A 20,454-nucleotide genomic window follows, 5' to 3' on the forward strand; every position below is an offset into this window, starting at 1 on the left:
CTGCCGCCTACGGCCGCCAGAGCAGCCCGAGATCGGCCACGTTGGTCCCGGTCGGCCCGGTGATCAGCAGATCGCCCGAGGCCTTCAGCGCGTGGTAGCTGTCGTTGCGTGCGAGCGCCTCCTCCGGATCCACGCCTGCCGCGCGCATCCGGTCGAGCGATCCGGCATCGACGATGCCACCGGCGGCATCCGTGGGCCCGTCGATCCCGTCACTGCCGCCGCAGAGACAGACCCAGCCCTCGGGCCAACGCCGTGCCTCGGCAAGCAGCGCGATCCGCAGGGCAAGCTCCTGGCTGCGTCCGCCGAGACCGTCGCCCTTGCCCAGTTTGACCGTGGGCTCCCCGCCCCAGAGCAGCAGGCCGCGCCCCGACCGGGCGACGATGCGCCCCGCCACATCGGCAACGTCGCCCAGCAGAGGCGCCCCGAAGGTCTGAGAGCCGGGGGCGGCCGTCTGCATCCGTTCGAGGCTCATGGCATTCGAACCGATGAGCCGGTTCTCGACCTCGATCGGCCCGGGGGCCGGATGGTCGGCGGTCAGATGCGCCCGCACCGTCTCCGGCATGTCGTCCCAGATGCCGAGCCGTTCCAGCAGCCGCTTCGCTTCGCCGGCGGTGCCGAGCGCCGGCGCCGTGGGACCGGAGCCGATGGCCGAGATATCGTCGCCGATGACATCCGAAAGAATGAGCGCGGTGACCTCCGCTGGCATCGCCCGCCGCACCAACCCGCCGCCCTTCAGACGCGACAGGTTCTGGCGAACGAGGTTCAGCCCCTCGATGGAGGCGCCCGATCCCAGCAGCGCAACCGTCGCCGCGCGCTTGTCCTCGAGGCTCACGCCTTCGACCGGCCGCGTGACCAGCGCCGAGGCACCGCCCGAGAGCAGGACCAGCAGCCGCTCGCCCGCGCCGAGCGCACCCAGCCGCTCCCAGATGCGCTCACCGGCCGCGAGGCTCCGCGCGCCCGGAACGGGGTGGTCGGCCCGCAGGATCTCCGCGCCCCCGGGCGCCGGGGCCCCGTCGGTCGTCACGACCAGCGTCTCGGTTCCGGGAAACTGCTCGAGCGCCGCTTCGGCCATGCGGCCCGCGGCCTTGCCGAGCGCCAGCACGAGGTCGGGCGCGCTCTTGGGCAGGGCGGCCGTGACGGCGGCCCTAGGATCCGCCGCCGCCACGCCGAGTTCATAAAGCGCGGTCACCCCCGCGCGGGGATCGGGCCACATGGCGCCCCCCTTGCTCGAATTCTGCCCCGGCGCGAAGTCGCACCGGGGCAAGGCCAGTCCTCAGAGGTAGCGGTTGACCAGGTTCTCCAGCCGCTCCTGCCGTCCCGAACGCGGCTCGGGCTCCAGCCCCTCCGCCTCGACACGCGCCGCGGCGCTCTCCAAGTCGCCGGCCAGCATTTCCTTGGCCGGACCGGTCTCCCAGCCCGCGTAGCGGTCGTTGCGGGCCTCTTCCAGCTTGCCGTCTTCCAGCATCGCCGCGGCGGCCTTGAGGCCCTGGGCGCAGACGTCCATGCCGCCCACATGCGCGAGGATGAGGTCCTCGGCGTCCAGCGACTGGCGGCGCAGCTTCGCGTCGAAGTTCGTCCCCCCGGACGAGAAGCCGCCCGCCTTGAGGATCTCGTAGTAGGCCAGCGCCACCTCTGGCACGTTGTTCGGGAACTGGTCGGTGTCCCAGCCGGACTGGTAGTCGTTCCGGTTCATGTCGATCGACCCGAAGATCCCCAGCGCCCGCGCCAGGTGGATCTCGTGCTCGAAGCTGTGGCCGGCGAGGATCGCGTGGCCCTGCTCGATGTTCACCTTCACCTCGGTCTCGAGGCCGAAGTCCTTGAGGAAGGAATAGACTGTCGCGACGTCGAAGTCGTACTGGTGCTTCGTCGGCTCCTGCGGCTTGGGCTCGATCAGGATCTGACCCGGGAAGCCGATCTTCTTGGCGTAGTCCACGACCATCTGCAGGAAGCGTCCGGCCTGCTCGCGCTCACGGCCCATGTCGGTGTTGAGCAGCGTCTCGTAGCCCTCGCGGCCGCCCCAGAGGACGTAGTTCTGCCCGCCGAGCTTGTGGGTGGCGTCCATGCAGGCTTTCACCGAGGCCGCGGCATAGGCGAAGACATCCGGATCGGGGTTCGTCGCGGCACCCGACATCCAGCGGCGGTGGCCGAACATGTTGGCCGTGCCCCAGAGCAGGCCCACGCCGGTCTCTTCCATCTTCTCGCCGAAGTAGTCGGTGATCTCCTCCAGTCGCTTGCGGCTCTCGGCGAAGCTGTCGCCCTCGGGCCGGACGTCGGCGTCGTGCCAGCAGAAGTAGGGCACGCCCAGGATCTCGAACATCTCGAAGGCGGCGTCGGCCTTCACCTTGGCGTTGGCGTAGTCGTCCTGCGGATGCCAGGGACGCAGGAAGGTCTGGCCGCCGAAGGGATCGCCGCCCTCCCAGGCGAAGGAGTGCCAGTAGGCCACCGCGAAGCGCAGGTGCTCCTTGAGCGTCTTGCCCATGACCACTTCGTCGGGGTTGTAGTGGCGGAAGGCGAACTCGTTGTCGGTCTCGGGACCCTCGTAGCGGATCGGTTCGATACCCTGGAAGAAATCGGTCATTGTTACAGTCCTTTTACGGCCCGGTAGGCCTCCTGGTAGCGGGAGTGCGCCTCGGCGAAGTCCTCGACGAGGGCGGGATCGGGGTCGACGGTGCGGGCGATCTCGGGCGGAGTGGCGATCTCCACCCCGGCCCCTTCGGCCGCCATGAGTCCCAGGCGGGCCGCCCCGAAGGCGCCGCCGTAGTCGCCCGAGACGGGCAGTTCCACCGGCAGGCCGAGCGCGGTGGCGATGGCCTGGACCCAATAGTCCGAGCGCGAGCCGCCGCCCACGGCGATCAGCCGCTCTATCCGGGTGCCGGTGGCCGAGAGCGCGACGAAGCTGTCGCGGATCGCGAAGGTCACGCCCTCGAGCACTGCGCGGGTCAGCGCGGCGCGGTCCGAGGCATGGTCGAGATGCAGGAAATGCCCGCGCACATGCGCGTCGTTGTGCGGCGTCCGCTCGCCGCCGAGATAGGGCAGGAAGAGCGTCCGACTGGGGGCCCGGAGCGGCCCGAGGTCGCCCGTCAGGGCGGAGGAGGGCTCGCCCACGAGCTTCGAATACCAGTTCAGCGCATCCGCCGCCGCCAGGATCACCCCCATCTGGTGCCAGGTCCCCGGCAGCGCGTGGCAGAAGGTATGCACCGCCGTCGCAGGGTCGGGCTGGTAGGCGTCGGAGGCCGCGAAGAGCACGCCCGAGGTGCCGAGCGAAACGAAAGCCTCGCCCGCCCGCACCACGCCGGTGCCGACGCCGGAGGCCGCGTTGTCGCCGCCGCCGCCCGCGACCGTAACCGAGCTCATGCCCCAGGTCGAGGCGAGATCGGCGCGCAGGTGGCCGGAAACCTCCGAGCCCTCGACGAGCCGCGGCATGGTCTCGCGTCCGAGGTCCGTGGCCGCAAGCAGCTTGTCCGACCAGTCGCGCGCCCCGGTGTCGAGCCAGGCGGTGCCCGCCGCGTCTGACATCTCCGCGACATGCTCCCCAGTGAGCCAGAGCCTGAGGTAGTCCTTCGGCAGCAGCACCTTCGCGACCTTGGCGAAGGTCTCGGGCTCGTGCCGTTTCACCCAGGCGAGCTTGGGCGCGGTGAAGCCCGGAAAGACGATGTTGCCGGTGATCTCGCGGAAGCCCTCCATCGCGTCGAGGGTCGCGGCTTCCTCCGCCGAGCGGGTGTCGTTCCACAGGATGCAGGGCCGGAGCGGCCGGTCGGAGGCGTCGAGCAGCGTGGCGCCGTGCATCTGTCCCGAGAGGCCGATGCCGCGCACGCCGGACAGGTCCGTCTTGGCCGCGAGCGCGCCCATCGCGCTTTCGCAGGCGGCGATCCAGTCCGCCGGATCCTGCTCGGACCAGCTGTCGTGCGGGCGCGAGACCTCCAGCGGCGCGCTGGCCTCGGCCACCACGGCCTGGTCGGCGTCGATCAGGATGGCCTTGAGCCCCGAGGTGCCGAGATCGAGTCCGATATACATTAACTGCGCTCCTCCCTGCGGGGGCCGTGGCCCCCCTGCGTGCCGGGGCATTCGGCGGCTGTGCTGCGGTGCATGGTGGTCCTCCCGGCTTCCGCCAGCGGGGCTTCCGTCCCGCCGGCCTGTCGATGCCGGCGAGACCATTGCCTCTTTGCCGGCGACTGTCAAAAGACCTTCTGCCGTTTTTCTCCCGCCTCTCCAAGGGCCTCCGTCGCTCTTTCCGTGGCCTCCCCGCCGGCCCGAAATGTTTGACGAATCCTCATCGCAGGACTAGAACAGAACAAGAACATTCAGCAGGAAGGAGACCCGGTGTCGTGCGATCAGCCCCCGCTCAAAACCTCTGCCGATCTTCTGCGCGACCGGGCCGCCGACCGCCCCGTCGCCACCCTGTCGGAGGTCTTTTCCGAAACCGCCGCCGACGGGGCGGTCACCGGGTTCACCCTGGCCAATCTCGATCCCGCGCATGGACCGCTGCTCTGGATCATGGACCGGATCACGCGCAAGGAATGCGGCATCCCCTACCTCGCGGGCTTCCCGCGCGAGTGGGAGGTGATCCGCGTGGATGTCTCGCGCCCGGTGGACGTGCTCTGGTCGGCCGAACAGGGCCTGGGCACTCCCGCGCTCGGCGGCGTGATCGCCGAGGTCTGGGGCGATCCGCCCGTGCTGGACTTCACCGCCACCAAGCGGCTCGCCCTGCGGGCCGAGGCGAACGGCGTGCCCTGCTGGCTCCTGCGCCGCGCGGCGCAGCCCGCCCTCAGCGCCGCGCGGGAGCGGTGGCGCGTCTCCTCCCTGCCCTCGGGCAACCACCCTTGGGATTCCCGCGCCCCCGGCCAGCCCCACTGGAAGGTGGAGCTCTTCCGCTCCCGCTTCCGCGCGCCCGGCACCTGGGTGGCCCGCTATGACGCCGAACGTCATCACATGGATCTCGACCCGCCCGTGGCGCAGGTCCGGACTCCCGATGCCGCCGCGGTCTGACGCCCGCCCCCGTAGGGTGGGTTTCCAACCCGCCGCACCCCGCACCGCGACCTCCAATCGTAGGGTGGGTTTCCAACCCACCCCGTACCGAAAACCACGGGGCCGGCCCCGACCCGCCCCCCTCACCGAAAGCTCCAAGTGATGCGCACAGAGGACAAGCTGCCGGTCCTCGCGTCGCACCGGCCCACCACTCCAGACCCGCGCGCCCAGGCCGGGGGGAGCGCCCCGGAGACGCCTGCCTCCGGTTTCCACAATGATTCCAGAGATTTAATCGCCCGTCCAAATTTGGACGCCTCTCCCGGGAGGCCCCTTCCCCTCCTCCCCGAGCCTTCCGGCGAGCGGGATCCCCTCGCCCGGCGGATCACCTGCCTGCACCTGCCCCGCTTCTCGATCGAACGCTGGCTGAGGATCATGGACCGGCAGGGAGAGCCGGTCTCCGACACCCTTCCCGCGGCCCTCGCGGTGGAGGGCCGGCACGGCGCGGTGATCCACGCCACCACCCGCGCCGCCGAGGCGGCCGGTATCCGCCGCGGCGCCCGCGTGGTCGACATGCGCGCCCTCTGCCCGGACCTGCGGGTGGATTACGCCGATCTCCAGGGCGACAGGATGATGCTCCAACGCCTCATGCTCTGGGCCCGGCGCTGGTGTCCCTGGACCGCCCTCGACGGCGCTGCCGGCCTGGTCATGGACACCACCGGCTCCGATCACCTCTGCGGCGGCGAAGGGCCGATGCTGCGCGACATGGAAGAGCGGCTCTCCCACCTCGGCCTCTCCGCCGATCTCGCCACCGCCCCCACCCACGGCGCCGCCTGGGCGCTCTCCCGGCTGGGGGGCGTGCGCGAGACCTGCCCGCCCGAGCGGCTCGCCGAGCGCATGGCGCCCCTGCCCGTCCGCGCCCTTCGCCTCGACGGCGACACGGTGCTCCTGCTCCAGCGGCTGGGCCTCAAGACGGTGGGCGACCTGGCCGCGGTCCCCCGCCTCTCCCTCGCCCGCCGCTTCGCCCGGGCCGAGCTCGAGCGGAACCCCCTGTTGCGCCTCGACCAGATGATGGGCCGCAGGGCGGAGCCGGTGGAGGCGCCCGAGGATCCCCCCCGCTTCGCGGTGGAAAGCCGCCTGCCCGAGCCGGTCGAGGATCCCGCCCCCCACCTGCCCGCCCTGACCGCCGCGCTCTGCGCCCGGCTCGAGGCGGCGGGCTTCGGCGCCCGCCGGGTCGTTCTGACCGTCTACCGCACCGACGGCGCCGTGAGCCGGGTGGAGGTCGCCATGGCCCGCGCCAGCCGCGAGGCCGCCCATATCCTCCGCCTCTTTGAAGGCAAGCTGGAGGGCATCGACCCGGGCTTCGGCTTCGACCAGATCGCCCTCGGCGCGACCGTGGCGGAAGAACTGCCGCGCGTGCAGGCCCGGCTCGACGGGACCGGCGGCGAGGGCACCGAGATCGCCCGCCTGACCGACCGGCTCGCCGCGCGCCACGGGGGCCGCACCGTGAGCCGCCCCCGCCTGCGCGAGAGCCACAAACCCGAACGGCGCGAGCTCTGGACAGCGGCCCTGGGTCCCGCCGGCCGCCCGGCGCGGCCCGCGGCCCAACCCAGGCCCCTGCGCCTGCTGGAGCCGCCCGAGGAGGTGGCGGTCCTCTACGCCGTGCCCGAGGGACCGCCCGCCCAGTTCGTCTGGCGCCGCCGCACCCACCGGGTGATGCGCTACGCCGGCCCCGAACGGATCGCCCCCGAATGGTGGCGCGACCGCCCCGAGACCCGCCTGCGCGACTATTACCGGGTGGAGGACCAGGGCGGCCGGCGCATCTGGCTCTACCGGGACGGGGTCCTCACCGACGGCTTCGGCCGCGATCCTAACTGGTTCATCCACGGGGTTCACGGATGAGCAGAGCCCCCGAAAGGAGCGCCTCCGGCGCGCTGGACAAGCCCGGGCCTCTCCTCACGGAGAGTCCCGGGCGGCAGGGGGGCGCTGCCCCCCGTCCGCGCGGGACGCGCGGACTCCCCCCGGGATATTTCCCCCCAGAAGAGGGGCGGAAACGGTCAGGCACCCCGGCCGCGCGAGGCGAACCGGGGTGCCGTCTCCTGGGGCGGTCATCGGCGTCCCCGCCTGTACCGCTCATCGAGGGTGCCCCGACAAGGTTAAGAAAGTCTTTCTTCTGGGCGAAAATATCCCGGGGTCCGGGGCAGCGCCCCGGCTGCGCGGGAATCGCCGCAGGCGATCCCGGGCTGATCCTGCGTGCGCCGCAGGCGCACTCCGCATGGTGAGAGGCCCGTGCCCGAGACCGATCATCAGCATCCCAGGCGGCGGGTGCCCGAGGAGAGCGTTTCCGGCGCCAATCCCAGGGCGCCCTTCGTGGAGCTCGGCCTCGCCTCCTGCTTTTCCTTCCTGCGGGGGGCCTCGGATGCCGTAGACTTCGCGCTGGAAGCGCGCGAGCTGGGCTACGACGCGCTGGGGATCGCCGATCTCAACACCTTCGCCGGTGTCGTGCGGCTGCATACCGAGGCCACCACCGCGCAGATCCGTCCCGTCATCGGCACCCGGCTCGCCCTCGTCACGGGCGAGGTCTTCCTCGCCTATCCCACCGACCGCGAGGCCTACGGCCGGCTCTCGCGGCTGATCTCCAAGGGTCGTCGCGAGGATCCGCAGGGCGGCTGGCAGGAGAAGGGGCTCTGCGAGATCACCCTCGAGGACCTGGCGCGCGAGAGCGAGGGCGTCGTGCTCATCGCCGTGCCGCCCGAGGACCTTGGCGCCTTCGCCCGGGCCCTGCCCCGGCTCGCGCGGCGACTGCCCGCCCTGGGTTACCTCGCCGCGGCCCACCTCTACCGCGGCGACGACCGGGCCCGGATCAACCGGCTCGACGCCCTGGCCGGCCGGCACGGGTTGCGGATCCTCGCGACCAACGACGTGCTCTACCACGCCCCCGACCGGCGACCGCTGCAGGACATCATGACCTGCATCCGGGAGAAGACTACGGTGGCGGAGGCCGGCTTCCTCCTGGAGAAGAACGCCGAGCGGCATCTCAAGTCGCCGCAGGAGATGGTGCGGCTCTTCGACGAGTGGCCCCATGCCATCCAGGCCGCCCGCGCCGTGGCCGATGCCTGCCGCTTCTCGCTCACCGAGCTCGCCTACGAGTATCCGCGCGAGGTCATCCCGCTCGAGATGACGCCCCAGGCCCGGCTGGAAGAGCTCACCTGGGAGGGTGCCGCGCGGCGCTATCCCGACGGCGTGCCGGAAGAGACGCGGGCGGTGCTGGAGAAGGAGCTCGCGATGATCGGGCGGCTCGACATCGCCCGCTACTTCCTGACCATCCACGACATCATCCGCTTCGCCCGCGACGAATGCGACCCGCCCATCCTCTGCCAGGGGCGCGGTTCGGCCGCCAATTCCGCGGTCTGCTACGTGCTGGGCATCACCGCCGTGGACCCTGCGCGGCACCAGCTGCTCTTCGAGCGCTTCATCTCGGAAGAGCGCAAGGAGCCGCCCGACATCGACGTCGACTTCGAACACGAACGGCGCGAGGAGGTGATCCAGCACATCTACCAGAAGTACGGCCGTCACCGGGCCGGGCTCTGCGCCACGGTGATCCACTACCGGCCCCGCAGCGCGGTGCGCGAGGTGGGCAAGGTCATGGGCCTCTCGGAGGACGTGACCGGGGCGCTCGCCCGCACCGTCTGGGGCGCCTGGGGCAAGGAGGTCGGCGCCGAGCATGTGGCCGAGGCGGGGCTCGATCTTTCCGATCCGGTGCTGCGCAAGACGATCATCCTCGCCCGCCAGCTCGTGGGCATGCCGCGGCATCTCAGCCAGCACGTGGGGGGCTTCATCCTGACCGAGCGGCCGTTGACCGAGACCGTGCCCATCGGCAACGGCGCCATGCCCGACCGCTCCTTCATCGAGTGGGACAAGGACGACATCGACGCGCTCGGCATCCTAAAGGTCGACATCCTCGCGCTGGGGATGCTCACCTGCATCCGCAAGGGCTTCGACCTGATCGCGGCGCACTACGGCCAGCGCTGGACCCTGGCCAGCGTTCCGCAGGAGGACCCCCGGGTCTACGACATGCTCTGCAAGGGTGACTCCGTGGGCGTCTTCCAGGTCGAGAGCCGGGCCCAGATGAACATGCTGCCCCGCCTGCGGCCGCGGCAGTTCTACGATCTGGTCATCGAGGTCGCCATCGTCCGGCCCGGGCCGATCCAGGGGGACATGGTGCATCCCTACCTGCGCCGGCGCTCGGGAGAGGAGCGGGTGGAGTATCCTTCGCCTGCGCCGCCGCACGATCCGCAGGAGCTCAAGTCGATCCTCGGCCGGACCCTCGGCGTGCCGATCTTCCAGGAGCAGGCGATGAAGATCGCCATCGAGGCGGCGGAGTTTTCCCCGGCCGAGGCCAACGAGCTGCGCAAGGCCATGGCGACCTTCCGCTCGAAGGGCACCATCGGCCAGCTGGAGGACAAGATGGTCGGCCGCATGGTGCGCCGCGGCTACGAGGAGGACTTCGCCCGCCGCTGCTTCGACCAGATCAAGGGCTTCGGCGAATACGGCTTCCCCGAGAGCCACGCGGCGAGCTTCGCGCTGCTGGTCTACGTCTCGGCCTGGATGAAGTGCCACTACCCGGACGTCTTCTGCGCGGCGCTGCTGAACTCACAGCCAATGGGCTTCTACGCGCCGGCGCAGATCGTCCGGGACGCGCGGGAGCACGGGGTGACGGTGCGGCCGCCGGACGTGAATTTCTCGGACTGGGACTGCGGGCTGGAGCCCATGGCGATGGGCTACGGGGCCCTTCGCAAGACTATGCGGAGCGAAGCGCCCTCCGACGTCCGAAAGGCGCTTCCCTCCTCCGGCGCTCCGGCCGTGCCGCCTGCGGCAGGGGCCGTGCCCGACCGCCCCCCGCGGTCGGGCACGGCCCCCGGTCTTGAAGAGGCGTCCGGCGACACCACCCGGCTCCCGATGGAGCCGGAGGACGCCGGCACGCCTCCCTTTGCCGTCCGCCTCGGCCTGCGCCAGATCGGCGGGATGCGTGCGGAGATGGCCCGGCGTCTCTCCGAGGCGCGGGACGCCCCCTACCGCGACCTCAAGTCTTTGCAGGAGCGCGCGGGTCTGACCGCGCCGGTCATCCGACGGCTGGCCGAGGCCGACGCCATGCGCTCGATGTTCCTCGACCGCCGCCAGGCGCTCTGGGAGGCCAGGGGCCTGCGCGACGCCCCCGACCTGCCGCTCTTCCGGCAGACCCGGGACGAGGGCGAGGAGCGGCAGGTGCCCCTGCCCGCCATGCCGGTCTGCGAGCAGGTGGTCGCCGACTACCAGACGCTGCGGCTCAGCCTGAAGGCCCATCCCATGGCCTTCCTGCGCAAGTCGCTCCACCGCCAGGGCTACCTGCACATGCGCGGGCTGGAGGACAGCCGTCCCTGGCAGCGGGTCAAGCTCGCCGGGCTGGTGCTGATCCGCCAGCGGCCGGGCAGCGCCAAGGGCGTCTGCTTCGTCACGCTGGAGGACGAGACCGGCGTCGCCAACCTGGTGATCTGGCCCAAGGTGCTGGAGCAGTACCGCAAGGTGGTCATGCAGTCGCGCCTGCTGGTGGTGCATGGATACGTCCAGCGCGACGTGGAGATCGTGCACGTCGTGGCCGAACGGCTGGAAGACCGGTCCGACGCCCTCCTCCGGCTCGCGCCCGAGGGTCTCTCTCCCGCCCTGTCCCGCGCCGACGAGGTGAACCGCCCGGTGGAGGGCCGGGTTCGCGGGCCGTCCCACAGCCACCCCAGGGACGTGCGGATCATCCCCAAGAGCCGCGACTTCCACTGACGGGCAGCCGCCAAGTGCGTCACGGCTCTTGATCTAAAGTGGACTTGAGAAACTACACCCGATTCCCGACGCACCAATGGAGATCGGAGCAATGTTGGGAACCTCATCGGGGACCGCCCCCGGAACAGCGAACGCCCTGCGCCGCGACGGCTTCGGCTGGAGCCAGGACGGCGAGATACTGGTCCCGCTGCCCGCCGAGAGGTCGCCCTCCCTCGCCCGCCGAAAGTGGCGAGCGTTGAAGCGGCTAGTCGGAACGAACCCGACGGACGAGGCCTACATCCGCACCACGACCTTCCCGGTCGCCGACCGGCTGCGCAGGAGGTCCAGCGCCTCTCCCGCCCGGTCGAGCGGGAGCACATGACTGACGTGCGGACGGAGCCGGCCCTCCGCGTACCACGCGAAACAGGTCTCCAGGCTCTCCCGGAGGACATCGGGCGCGAAGTCGAGATAGCCGCCCCAGTAGACCCCCGCGACCGAGACGTTCTTGACCAGCAGGTGGTTCGCCCGGATCTCCGGCACCGTCCCGCTCGCGAAACCGATCAGCAGGATCCGGGCTTCTGGTCGGCAGGCCGAGAGCGCGGCGCGGAAGAGCTCACCGCCCACGGCGTCATAGACCACGTCCACGCCCTCGGCCTTCAGCCGGGATTTGATCTCGGGATCCTCGCTATCGAAGACCTCGGCCGCACCAGCAGCCCGCGCGACCTCCGCCTTGTCCGGACCGCGCGCCACCGCCAGCACCCGGGCGCCGAGCGCCGCGCCGATCTCCACCGCCGTCAGACCGACGCCCCCGGCCGCGCCGAGAACCAGCAGCGTCTCGCCCGCCGCGAGACGGCCCCGCCGGGTAAGCGCGAGGTGCGAGGTGCCGTAGGCGATCTGGAAGCCCGCCGCGACCTCGGACGGCATGTCGTCAGGCACGGCCACGCAGCGGTCGGCCGGGAAAATCCCCGCCTCCGCCAGCCCGCCCTGCCCGGCATAGACCGCGACGCGTGTCCCGAGCCCCGGCACTTCGACGCCCGCGCCGAGCGCCTCCACCCGGCCGCAGAGCTCGAGGCCCAGGGTAAAGGGCACCTCGGGCGTGGCCTGATAGGTCCCGCGGGCGAGCAGGAGGTCCGCGTGATTGAGACCGCAGGCCTCTATGCGAAGACGAACCTCCCCGTGTTCGGGCTCGCCCGGCTCGACCTCGGCGAGCACCGGCGCCCCGTCATGGCTCAGAACGCGGAGCGCCTTCATCTCTGGGTTGGGTCGACGATTGACGCCCTCGGGCAGGAAAATACCGGCTCAGTTAACATTTGACGTAGGGTCTTCGGCACCTTGGCCATTTCGCCTGTCCTTTAGGTTAGGTGGCCCCGCACAACCGTTGCGTGTCTCGCCCCTCATACTGTTGGGTGTGCGATGAAACGAGGGATTAGAAAGCAATCTTCCGAATGCCGCCCCGATGGAACGGTCCGTGGAAGATTTGGTCAAGAGTCTTAGGAGCCACGCATGAAACACCCGGTTGACGAATATGTCGGCAAGCGCATTCGCCATCGGCGCTGGATGACGGGAACCACCCAGCAGCAACTGGCCGACAAAGTCGGGATCAAGTTTCAGCAGATCCAGAAGTACGAAACCGGCATGAACCGCGTCAGCGCCTCCCGGCTCTGGGACATCGCGCACGCCATGGGCGTCTCGGTCTCCTTTTTCTTCGAGGGGCTGGACGGCGAGGTCGCTCCGAAGGAAGCCTCCACGCCCGGCGATCTGCTCAGCGACCGCGAGGCGCTTGAACTGCTCCGCTCCTACTACGCCATTCCCGAGAACCAGCGCCGCCAGCTCTTCGAACTGGCCCGGGTTCTTTCCGAGGCCGCCTGATCCGGGTTGACCGCTCCGCCCCGCGCGGGCTACCGGCGGCCTGAAGGGCCCCGGTCGCCCTTCCAGCAGGACGGAGCGGCGGTGCCAGGTCGACATTCACTCAGCGAAGACGACAGCGCCGCGGTCATTGCCGCGGCGCGCGCATGTGCGGAGGCCGCCAGGCCCCAGACGCTGCGCCATTTCCGCCGCACCGCCCTGACCACCGAGAACAAGGACGGCCAGGGGTTCGACCCGGTCACCGAGGCAGACCGCGCCGCCGAACTGGCGATGCGCGACGTGCTGGCGCGACTGCGGCCCGACGACGCCATCCTCGGCGAGGAATACGGCCGCAGCAGCGGGTCCAGCGGACTGACCTGGGTGCTCGACCCCATCGACGGCACGCGTGGCTTCATCAGCGGGACGCCCACCTGGGGGGTCCTTATTGCCGCCTCCGACGCCCACGGCCCGCTTTTCGGCATCATTGACCAGCCCTTCATCGGCGAGCGGTTCGAGGGCGGGCTCGGTCTCGCACGGTCCGAGGGCCCCGGGGGCGAGATCCCGCTCGGAACGCGCCCGACACGGACGCTCGCAGAGGCCACGCTCTTTACCACTTTCCCTGAGGTGGGCAGCGAGGCGGAAGCCCGCGCCTTCATGGCCGTCGCGAACCGCGCCCGCCTCACCCGCTACGGTATGGACTGCTACGCCTACGCCCTGCTCGCGCTCGGGCAGGTCGACCTCGTGATCGAGGCCGGACTGCAGCCCTACGACATCCACGCGCCGATCGCCGTGGTCGAGGCGGCGGGCGGACTGGTGACGGACTGGACCGGCGGCCCGGCAGTGGACGGCGGTCGGGTTATCGCCGCCGCGAACCCGACGCTCCACGCCGAGGCGCTGGCCGTCCTCGGAGAGGCGCTTGGCGACTGAGCGACTGATCCGCGGCGGCTACGTCCTCACCATGGACGGGCCGGAGGGCGCGGAGCCCGAAGGCGTCATGGACATCCGCATCCGGGACGGGGAGATCGTCGAGCTTGGCGAGGCGCTCGAGCCCGGCGCGGCCCGGGTCGAGGATGCCACCGGCTGTGTCGTCACGCCGGGCCTCGTCAATACGCACCATCACCTCTTCCAGTCGCTGACCCGGGCCGTGCCCGGCGCGCAGGACGCGACGCTCTTCGAGTGGCTGCAGACGCTCTACCCGATCTGGGCGCGCTTCGGGCCGGAGGAGATTTTCACCTCGACCCAGCTCGGTCTTTGCGAACTCGCGCTCTCGGGCTGCAGCATGACCTCGGACCACCTCTACCTCTATCCCAATGGCGCGCGGCTCGACGACAGCATCGCCGCCGCGGTGGAGGTCGGGCTGCGCTTCCATCCGACGCGGGGCGCCATGTCCATCGGCGAGAGCGCGGGCGGGCTGCCTCCGGACAGCCTTGTGGAGGATGAGCGCGCGATCCTGGAGGACTGCATCCGCGTGGTCGACGCCTTTCACGACGCCTCGCCCGCCTCGATGCTGAGGGTGGGTATCGCCCCCTGCTCGCCCTTCTCGGTCAGCCGCGAACTGATGCGCGACGCGGCGCTGCTTGCACGCGACAAGGGCGTCATGTTGCACACGCACCTCGCGGAGAACGACGAGGACGTCGCCTATTCGCTGGAGACCTTCGGTTGCCGCCCCGGCGACTACGCCCGCGACCTGGGCTGGGTGGGCCCCGACGTCTGGCACGCGCATTGCGTGAAGCTGGACGAGACCGAGATCGACCTCTTTGCGGCGACGCGGACTGGCGTCGCCCACTGCCCCTGCTCGAATTGCCGCCTGGGCTCGGGCATCGCTCCGGTGCGGGCCATGCTGGACGCCGGCGTGCGCGTCGGGCTGGGCGTGGACGGCTCGGCCTCCAGCGACCAGGCCGACATGTTGGCCGAGGCGCGCATGGCGATGCTTCTGCAGCGGGTGAGTCGCGGCGCGGAGGCGATGTCATCGCGTGAAATTGTCCGCCTTGCGACCCGCATCGGCGCGGATGTGCTCGGGCGCGGAGGCGAATGCGGCCGGATTTCGCCGGGCTATCGCGCCGACATTGCGGTCTGGGACGTGGGCGGGCACGAGAGTGCCGGCAGCTGGGACCCGGCTGCCCTCGTTCTGGCCGGTCCCCGCCGTGTTCGCGACCTCTTTGTGGAGGGCCGCGCCGTCGTTTCCGAATTCGAGATGGTTACCGTTCAACTCGCTCAAATCGTTTCCAATTCGAGAAAACTTGTCCGAACGCTTGCCTCCTGATTGGCCGAGGTCGGTCATCTTCTACTCATAAAGTCTCGGTCAAATCGGATCAGGAAAACACCTGGGAATACGTAATGACTCTGTACAAGCTTACCGCGCTTCTCGCCCTCCCGCTTGTCGCCGCCTGTGGCGGTGGCAGCGGCTCCGGCGGCGGGTCCACGATCACGCCGCCCAGCGACATCGCCCAAGTGGCGGGCGACCAGATCGACCTGCCCGACCGGATCACCAGCGTCGAGCGCACCGAGTTCGGCATGGTACTGAACGACGCCCGGACCGGCGGCCTGCGTGAAGTGCGGGCCGATCAGCGGCTCAACACCGCCGCCCAAGACTATACCGGCGAGATCGAGCGCAGCGGCCGCCGCATCATCGACGGCGACAACCTTCACGTCGGCACTGACGGCCGGACTGTCGGCGACCGGGTGACGGCCGCGGGCTACGACTTCGACTGGGTCGGCGAAAACATCGCCCAGGGCTACACCAACAGCGAAGACGTCGTGGACGCCTGGCTCGCGAGCAAGCAGGGCCACCGCGAAGTCGTCCTTTCGCCGCGTGCCGAGGACTTCGGCATCGGTCGGACCGAAACGACCTGGGTGCTCATCATGGGCGCCGAGAACTGAGATCGGGCGAGCTTTCGCCGATCCTGCAATGGCTCCCGCGCAGGTTGCTGCCGGCGGGAGCCACTTTCGCATAAGGCGACTAGCCGCAAAGGTCGGGGTTTTCTAGGAGACCGGTATGCGCAGTATCCTTTCGCTTATCTCCGCGGCTCTCGTCGCCGGGTGCGCCGCGACCACCGACGCTCCGACCGCGACGCCGGCCCGGTCCGAAACGCTCAGCACGAGCTCTTCCCCGACCCTTTCGGGCTACCGCAACGCGGCCGGGCTGCCCGCCCTGCGCTCCTCCCCCCGCCTCGCACGCGCGGCACAGGTGCAGGCCGACTACATGGCCCGGACGGGCCGGTTCAGTCACGCTGGCGCAGGCGGCAGCCGCGTCGCCTCCCGCGTCAGTGCCCAGAACTACTGCTATACGGCCGCCGCCGAGAACATCGCCTACGGCCAGCCGTCGGAGGCCCACGCCCTCACCGGCTGGATGAACTCGCCCAGCCACCGCCGGCACATCCTGAACCCCATGTTCACCGAGGTCGGCCTCGGCAATAGGAACGGCTTCTGGGTCATGGTGCTCGGCCGGCCCTGCTGACGCGACCCCGCGCTTGCCGCGCCACCGGTGCGGCAATAGAACGGGCCAAAGCCTTGGGGGGCAATTGGGCCGGTTCGACCGATATCTTCTGAGTCAGCTGCTGACGCTCTTCGGCTTCTTCAGTCTCGTGCTGATCCTGCTCTACTGGGTCAACCGGGCGGTCGTGCTGTTCGACGAGCTGGTGGGCGACGGTCAGACCCTGCTGGTCTTTCTCGAGTTCTCGGCGCTGTCCCTTCCGGGCATCATCCGTATCGTCATGCCGCTCGCGGCCTTCGTCGCGGCGCTCTACGTCACGAACCGGCTTGCGAGCGAGAGCGAGCTGGTGGTCGTTCAGGCCAGCGGATTCTCCCCCTACCGCATCGCCCGCCCGGTGGTCGTCTTCGGCCTGATCGTGACCGTTCTGACGGGCATCCTGACCCATATCCTCTATCCCGCCGCCTCCGAGGAACTCGCGGCGAGAGAAAGCGAGATCGCGCGCAACATCACGGCCCGCCTGCTGACGGAGGGCCAGTTCCTGACGCCAACCGACGGGCTAACCGTCTACATCCGCGACATCACCGAGTCCGGCGAGCTGCAGGACATCTTTCTCGCGGACAGCCGCGACGCCGACAGCCAGGTCATCTACACCGCCTCGAGCGCCTACCTCGTCCGCTCGGAGCGAGGCCCTCACCTCGTGATGATCGACGGGCTCGCCCAGACCCTGCGCACTTCGGACCAGAGGCTCTACACCACCCGCTTCGAGGATTTCACCTACGACATCAGCCGTCTCATGCCCGCGGACACGACCCCCCGCCTCCGGGCGCGCTACCTGCCGAGCTGGGAACTCTGGCCGCCGACGCAGGAGGTTGCGGATGCCACCGGCGACACGATCGCGGAGCTGCGCGTGACATTTCATGACCGGATCAGCCAGTCGCTGATGGCGCTCACCGGCGCGGTCCTGGGGATGTCGGCGCTGCTCGTCGGGTCCTTCAGCCGGTTCGGGGTCTGGAAGCAGGTCGTCGTGGCGATCCTGCTCATCGTCTTCATCAACGCGATGGAGACGGTGGCCACGCAGGTGACGGAGAGCACGCCCGAACTCTGGCCCGTCTCCTACCTGCCGGCCGCCTCCGGGCTGCTGATCGGGTTCCTGCTGCTCACGCTCTCGGCCCATCCCGAATGGCTGAGGCGACGGCCCAGGGCGGCGCAGGCATGATCCTGCATCGCTACTTCGCCCGGCGCTACGCGCGCAGCTTCCTCACGGTCACGGGGGTCTTCTTCGTTCTCGTGAGCCTCGCCGACATGATCGAGCAGGCGCGCGAACACGGCGACGAGGCCGGGGCCGGCTTTCGCGACATCCTCGCGCTGACGTTGCTGAATGCCCCACAGGCACTCTACGAACTGCTGCCTCTCCTGGTGATCCTCGCCACCATCGCCCTCTTCCTGGCGCTCGCCCGGTCCTCCGAGCTCGTGGTCTCGCGCGCGGCGGGCCGGTCCGCCCTGCATACTCTTGTCGCGCCGGTCGCCGTCATCTTCGCCATCGGCCTGCTCGCGCTGGCCATCCTGAACCCGCTCGCTGCCGCTACCTCCCGCGCCTACGAGGCGCGCGTGACCTCACTTGAGGACCGGGGCGCGAGCATCCTCGCGGTGGACGAGGGTGGCCTCTGGCTGCGCCAGGGCGGGCCCGACGGCCAGTCCGTGATCCGCGCCGAGCGCGCCAATCTCGACGGCACCCGGCTCTCCGGCGTGACCTTCCTGACCTTCACGGAGGAGGGCCGCCCGCTCCGCCGCATCGACGCCCTGCGCGCCGAACTGGGCGACGGCGCCTGGGAACTCACCGAGGCGAAGTCCTGGCCGCTGGGCCAGGCCGAGGTGCCGGAAGCCGAGGCCGAAGTCTCTCCCACCATGGAAATCCCCTCCACCCTCACCGCCGCACAGATCCGAGACAGCTTCGGTGAACCCGCGGCGATCCCGATCTGGGAGCTGCCGGGGTTCATCAACCGACTTCAGGCCGCCGGCTTTTCGGCTCGGCGGCACTCGGTCTACTTCCACACCCAGCTCGCGCTACCCGCCTTCCTGACCGCGATGCTCCTGATCGGCGCGGCCTTCACCCTGCGCCAGCACCGCGGCAGCCGGACCGGGGCCCTCGTCCTCGCGGCCATCTGCCTCAGCTTCGGGCTCTACTTCGTGCGCAACTTCGCACAAGTCCTTGGCGAGAGCGGTCAGATCCCGGTGCTCCTCGCCGCCTGGGCGCCGCCTCTTGCGGGGATCGCGCTCAGCCTCGCGATGCTGCTCCACACGGAGGACGGCTGATGCGCTGGCTATTACTGCTACTTCTCCTGCTTCCCGGCCTCGCCCGGGCCCAGGGCGCGGCCTCGCTCGTGGCCGACACGGTGACCGTCACGCCGGACAACCGCCTGGTTGCCGAGGGCAACGTCGAGGCCTTCTACGACGGCACGAGGCTCTCGGCGACGCAGGTGGCCTATGACGAGGCGACCGACCGTCTCACCATCATCGGACCGATCTTCATCGAGACTCCCGAGGGCGACATCTTCACCGCCAAACGGGCCGACCTTGACCCGCAACTGGAGAACGGCATCCTGCGTGGCGCCCGGCTGGTGCTCGACCGCCAGTTGCAGCTTGCCGCCAACCGGATCGACCGGGTCGGCGGCCGCTACACCCAGCTCTACCGCACTTCCGCCACGGCCTGCCGGGTCTGTGGAGGCCGAGAGCCCCTCTGGGAACTCCGGGCCGAACGCGTCGTGCTGGACGAGGTCGAGGACCAGCTCTGGTTCGAGAACACACAGCTGCGCATCGGTGGGCTGCCTGTGGCCTGGCTTCCGGTGGTGCGCCTGCCGGGACCGGGGGTCGAGCGGGCGACCGGTCTGCTGGTCCCCTCGATCCGCCAGACGGACCGCCTCGGCACCGGCATCCGCCTGCCCTACTTCGTCGTGCTCTCCCCCAGCCGGGACCTTACGCTCACCCCCTACCTCTCGCCGCAGACGCGGACGCTCGAGATCCTCTACCGGCAGGCCTACCTGCGCGGCGATCTCTCGGTCGAGGGCGCGATCACGCAGGACACGATCCGCGACAACAGCATCCGCTCCTATGTCTTCGCGGATGCCTCCTTCGCCTATCCCGGCAACTGGCGGCTCGAGGGTCAGCTTCGCAGCGTCTCGGACGAGGCCTACCTCGTGGATTACGACTATTCCGACCGTGACCGGCTCGACAGCTTCCTCGAGATCAGCCGGATCCGCGAAAACGACCGCCTGTCCTTCGGCCTGACCGTCGTCGAGAGCCTGCGCGCAGGCGACCGAAATGCCGAACTCCCCTCGATCCTGCCCGGGGCCTCCTACTCTCGCGTCCTGCGCTATCCGGGCCTGCCCGGCCGCCTGACCGTGGGGGCGAGCGCCGACGCGGCCATCCGCGAATCGAATGAGCCCAGCGTTGGCCGGGACACCGGACGGCTGAGCGGCCGTATCGCGTGGCAGGTGAACCGCGTCGTCGGACCGGGGCTGGTGACGGAGGCTGCCGTCGGCCTTCGCGCAGATGCCTACCTGGTCGAGAACGATCCGGCATTCGACGGCACGATCACGCGAACCCTCCCCTATGCCCGGGCCGAGCTGCGCTGGCCGCTCCAGCGGACCGGCGCGACAGGCGTCGTACAGATCGTGGAGCCGGTCGTCGCGCTGGCCTGGTCCGACCTGCGCGGCGGACCCGTCCCCAACGAGGACAGCCAGGTCGTGGAACTCGACGAGGCCAACCTCCTCTCCTTCTCCCGCTTCCCGGGCGAGGACGCGCGGGAGACCGGCTGGCGGGCCGCGGGCGCGCTGCGCTACCAGCTGACCGCGCCCTCGGGCTTTGCGATGCGCGGGACGCTCGGCCGCCTCGTCCGTGAAGAGGCCGATCCCCGCTTCTCCGACGGGACCGGCCTGGAGGGAACGACCTCGGACTGGCTCCTGAGCTGGGGGCTGGACCTTCCCTCGGGCCTCACCCTCAACGGCCGGGGGCTCTTTGACGACGGCTTCGACTTCTCCCGCTCCGAGGCCCGCCTGGGATGGGACTCCGATCGCATCGACATCGCCGCCACCTACGTCCAGCTCGACGCGGCCCCCGACGAAGGCCGGCCCGACCCGGTGGCCGAATGGACGCTGGATGCCGCCTACCGGGTAAACCAGGTCTGGACCGTCTCGGGAGAGGCCCGCTACGACCTTTCCGCCGACGAGCCCCAGTCGGGAGAGCTCGGGCTGGAGTACCGCAACGAATGCGTGACGGTCGGTCTTTCGGTCTCGCGCCGCTTCACCTCGTCCACTACCCTTGAGCCGGAGACCGACTACGGGCTAAGCGTCGCATTCAACGGCTTTTCCGTCGACGCCCCCGCAGGCCCCATTCGGCGCACATGCCGAAACTGAAGAGGACTGACC

15 protein-coding genes are annotated in these 20,454 nt (G+C 70.0%); 11 read left to right on the plus strand and 4 right to left on the minus strand.

Translation table 11 applies throughout. The features are described from left to right. Positions 1–7: 7 nt before the first annotated feature. The 3 genes from F3S47_RS08955 to xylB are packed head-to-tail and all read right to left on the minus strand — an operon-like array spanning position 8 to position 4,014. Entirely contained in the window at positions 8–1,213 is a 1,206-nt protein-coding gene (locus F3S47_RS08955; RefSeq protein ID WP_150444896.1) for a glycerate kinase type-2 family protein, read from the minus strand. 60 nt (positions 1,214–1,273) lie between these two features. Continuing rightward, positions 1,274–2,578: a xylose isomerase gene (xylA, locus tag F3S47_RS08960; protein ID WP_150444897.1), complete on the minus strand. Its 1,305-nt coding sequence runs from the start codon at positions 2,576–2,578 to the stop codon at positions 1,274–1,276. Between the two features lie 2 nt (positions 2,579–2,580). Further along, on the minus strand, positions 2,581–4,014 hold the full coding sequence (xylB, locus tag F3S47_RS08965) for a xylulokinase (RefSeq protein ID WP_150444898.1): 1,434 nt from the start codon (positions 4,012–4,014) through the stop codon (positions 2,581–2,583). Between the two features lie 306 nt (positions 4,015–4,320). Here xylB and F3S47_RS08970 point away from each other — a divergent pair, with 306 nt between their 5' ends. The 3 genes from F3S47_RS08970 (at position 4,321) to F3S47_RS08980 (ending at position 10,773) form a co-directional block, all read left to right on the plus strand. Then, a complete protein-coding gene (locus tag F3S47_RS08970; protein WP_150444899.1) occupies positions 4,321–4,986 on the plus strand; it encodes an ImuA family protein in 666 nt (221 codons plus the stop codon). 285 nt (positions 4,987–5,271) lie between these two features. Further along, the gene (locus F3S47_RS08975; RefSeq protein ID WP_317978258.1) at positions 5,272–6,864 is read left to right on the plus strand and encodes a Y-family DNA polymerase; all 1,593 of its coding nucleotides are present in this window, start codon (positions 5,272–5,274) and stop codon (positions 6,862–6,864) included. Positions 6,865–7,251: 387 nt separating this feature from the next. Next, positions 7,252–10,773, plus strand: coding sequence for an error-prone DNA polymerase (locus F3S47_RS08980; protein WP_150444900.1), 3,522 nt, complete (start codon positions 7,252–7,254; stop codon positions 10,771–10,773). Between the two features lie 273 nt (positions 10,774–11,046). On the opposite strand, the gene F3S47_RS08985 is transcribed toward F3S47_RS08980, so the two are convergent. Then, positions 11,047–12,003, minus strand: a complete 957-nt coding sequence (locus tag F3S47_RS08985; RefSeq protein WP_150444901.1) for an NADPH:quinone oxidoreductase family protein — start codon at positions 12,001–12,003, stop codon at positions 11,047–11,049. Between the two features lie 252 nt (positions 12,004–12,255). Here F3S47_RS08985 and F3S47_RS08990 point away from each other — a divergent pair, with 252 nt between their 5' ends. The 8 genes from F3S47_RS08990 to F3S47_RS09025 all read left to right on the plus strand — a co-directional run bounded on the left by F3S47_RS08990 (position 12,256) and on the right by F3S47_RS09025 (position 20,442). Then, positions 12,256–12,621 (plus strand): helix-turn-helix domain-containing protein, encoded by a 366-nt coding sequence (locus F3S47_RS08990; RefSeq protein WP_150444902.1) that lies wholly within the window; start codon positions 12,256–12,258, stop codon positions 12,619–12,621. A gap of 81 nt (positions 12,622–12,702) precedes the next feature. After that, positions 12,703–13,524, plus strand: a complete 822-nt coding sequence (locus F3S47_RS08995; protein WP_150444903.1) for an inositol monophosphatase family protein — start codon at positions 12,703–12,705, stop codon at positions 13,522–13,524. A 31-nt stretch (positions 13,525–13,555) separates the two neighbouring features. Further along, positions 13,556–14,860 carry an 8-oxoguanine deaminase gene (locus tag F3S47_RS09000; protein WP_150445052.1) on the plus strand — a complete coding sequence of 435 codons (1,305 nt, stop codon included), beginning with the start codon at positions 13,556–13,558 and terminating at the stop codon, positions 14,858–14,860. Between the two features lie 74 nt (positions 14,861–14,934). Next, positions 14,935–15,477, plus strand: a complete 543-nt coding sequence (locus F3S47_RS09005; protein WP_150444904.1) for a CAP domain-containing protein — start codon at positions 14,935–14,937, stop codon at positions 15,475–15,477. A gap of 115 nt (positions 15,478–15,592) precedes the next feature. Further along, positions 15,593–16,054 carry a CAP domain-containing protein gene (locus tag F3S47_RS09010; protein ID WP_150444905.1) on the plus strand — a complete coding sequence of 154 codons (462 nt, stop codon included), beginning with the start codon at positions 15,593–15,595 and terminating at the stop codon, positions 16,052–16,054. A gap of 64 nt (positions 16,055–16,118) precedes the next feature. Continuing rightward, entirely contained in the window at positions 16,119–17,246 is a 1,128-nt protein-coding gene (lptF, locus tag F3S47_RS09015) for an LPS export ABC transporter permease LptF (protein WP_150444906.1), read from the plus strand. After that, positions 17,243–18,343 carry an LPS export ABC transporter permease LptG gene (lptG, locus tag F3S47_RS09020; RefSeq protein ID WP_150445053.1) on the plus strand — a complete coding sequence of 367 codons (1,101 nt, stop codon included), beginning with the start codon at positions 17,243–17,245 and terminating at the stop codon, positions 18,341–18,343. The genes lptF and lptG overlap by 4 nt, the downstream gene beginning before the upstream one ends. Then, on the plus strand, positions 18,343–20,442 hold the full coding sequence (locus F3S47_RS09025; protein WP_150444907.1) for an LPS-assembly protein LptD: 2,100 nt from the start codon (positions 18,343–18,345) through the stop codon (positions 20,440–20,442). Before lptG ends, F3S47_RS09025 begins: the two co-directional genes overlap by 1 nt. The last annotated feature ends 12 nt before the right edge of the window (positions 20,443–20,454 follow it).

The sequence above is a fragment of the Histidinibacterium aquaticum genome (assembly GCF_008710275.1).
Classification (GTDB): Bacteria; Pseudomonadota; Alphaproteobacteria; order Rhodobacterales; family Rhodobacteraceae; genus Oceanicola; species Oceanicola aquaticus.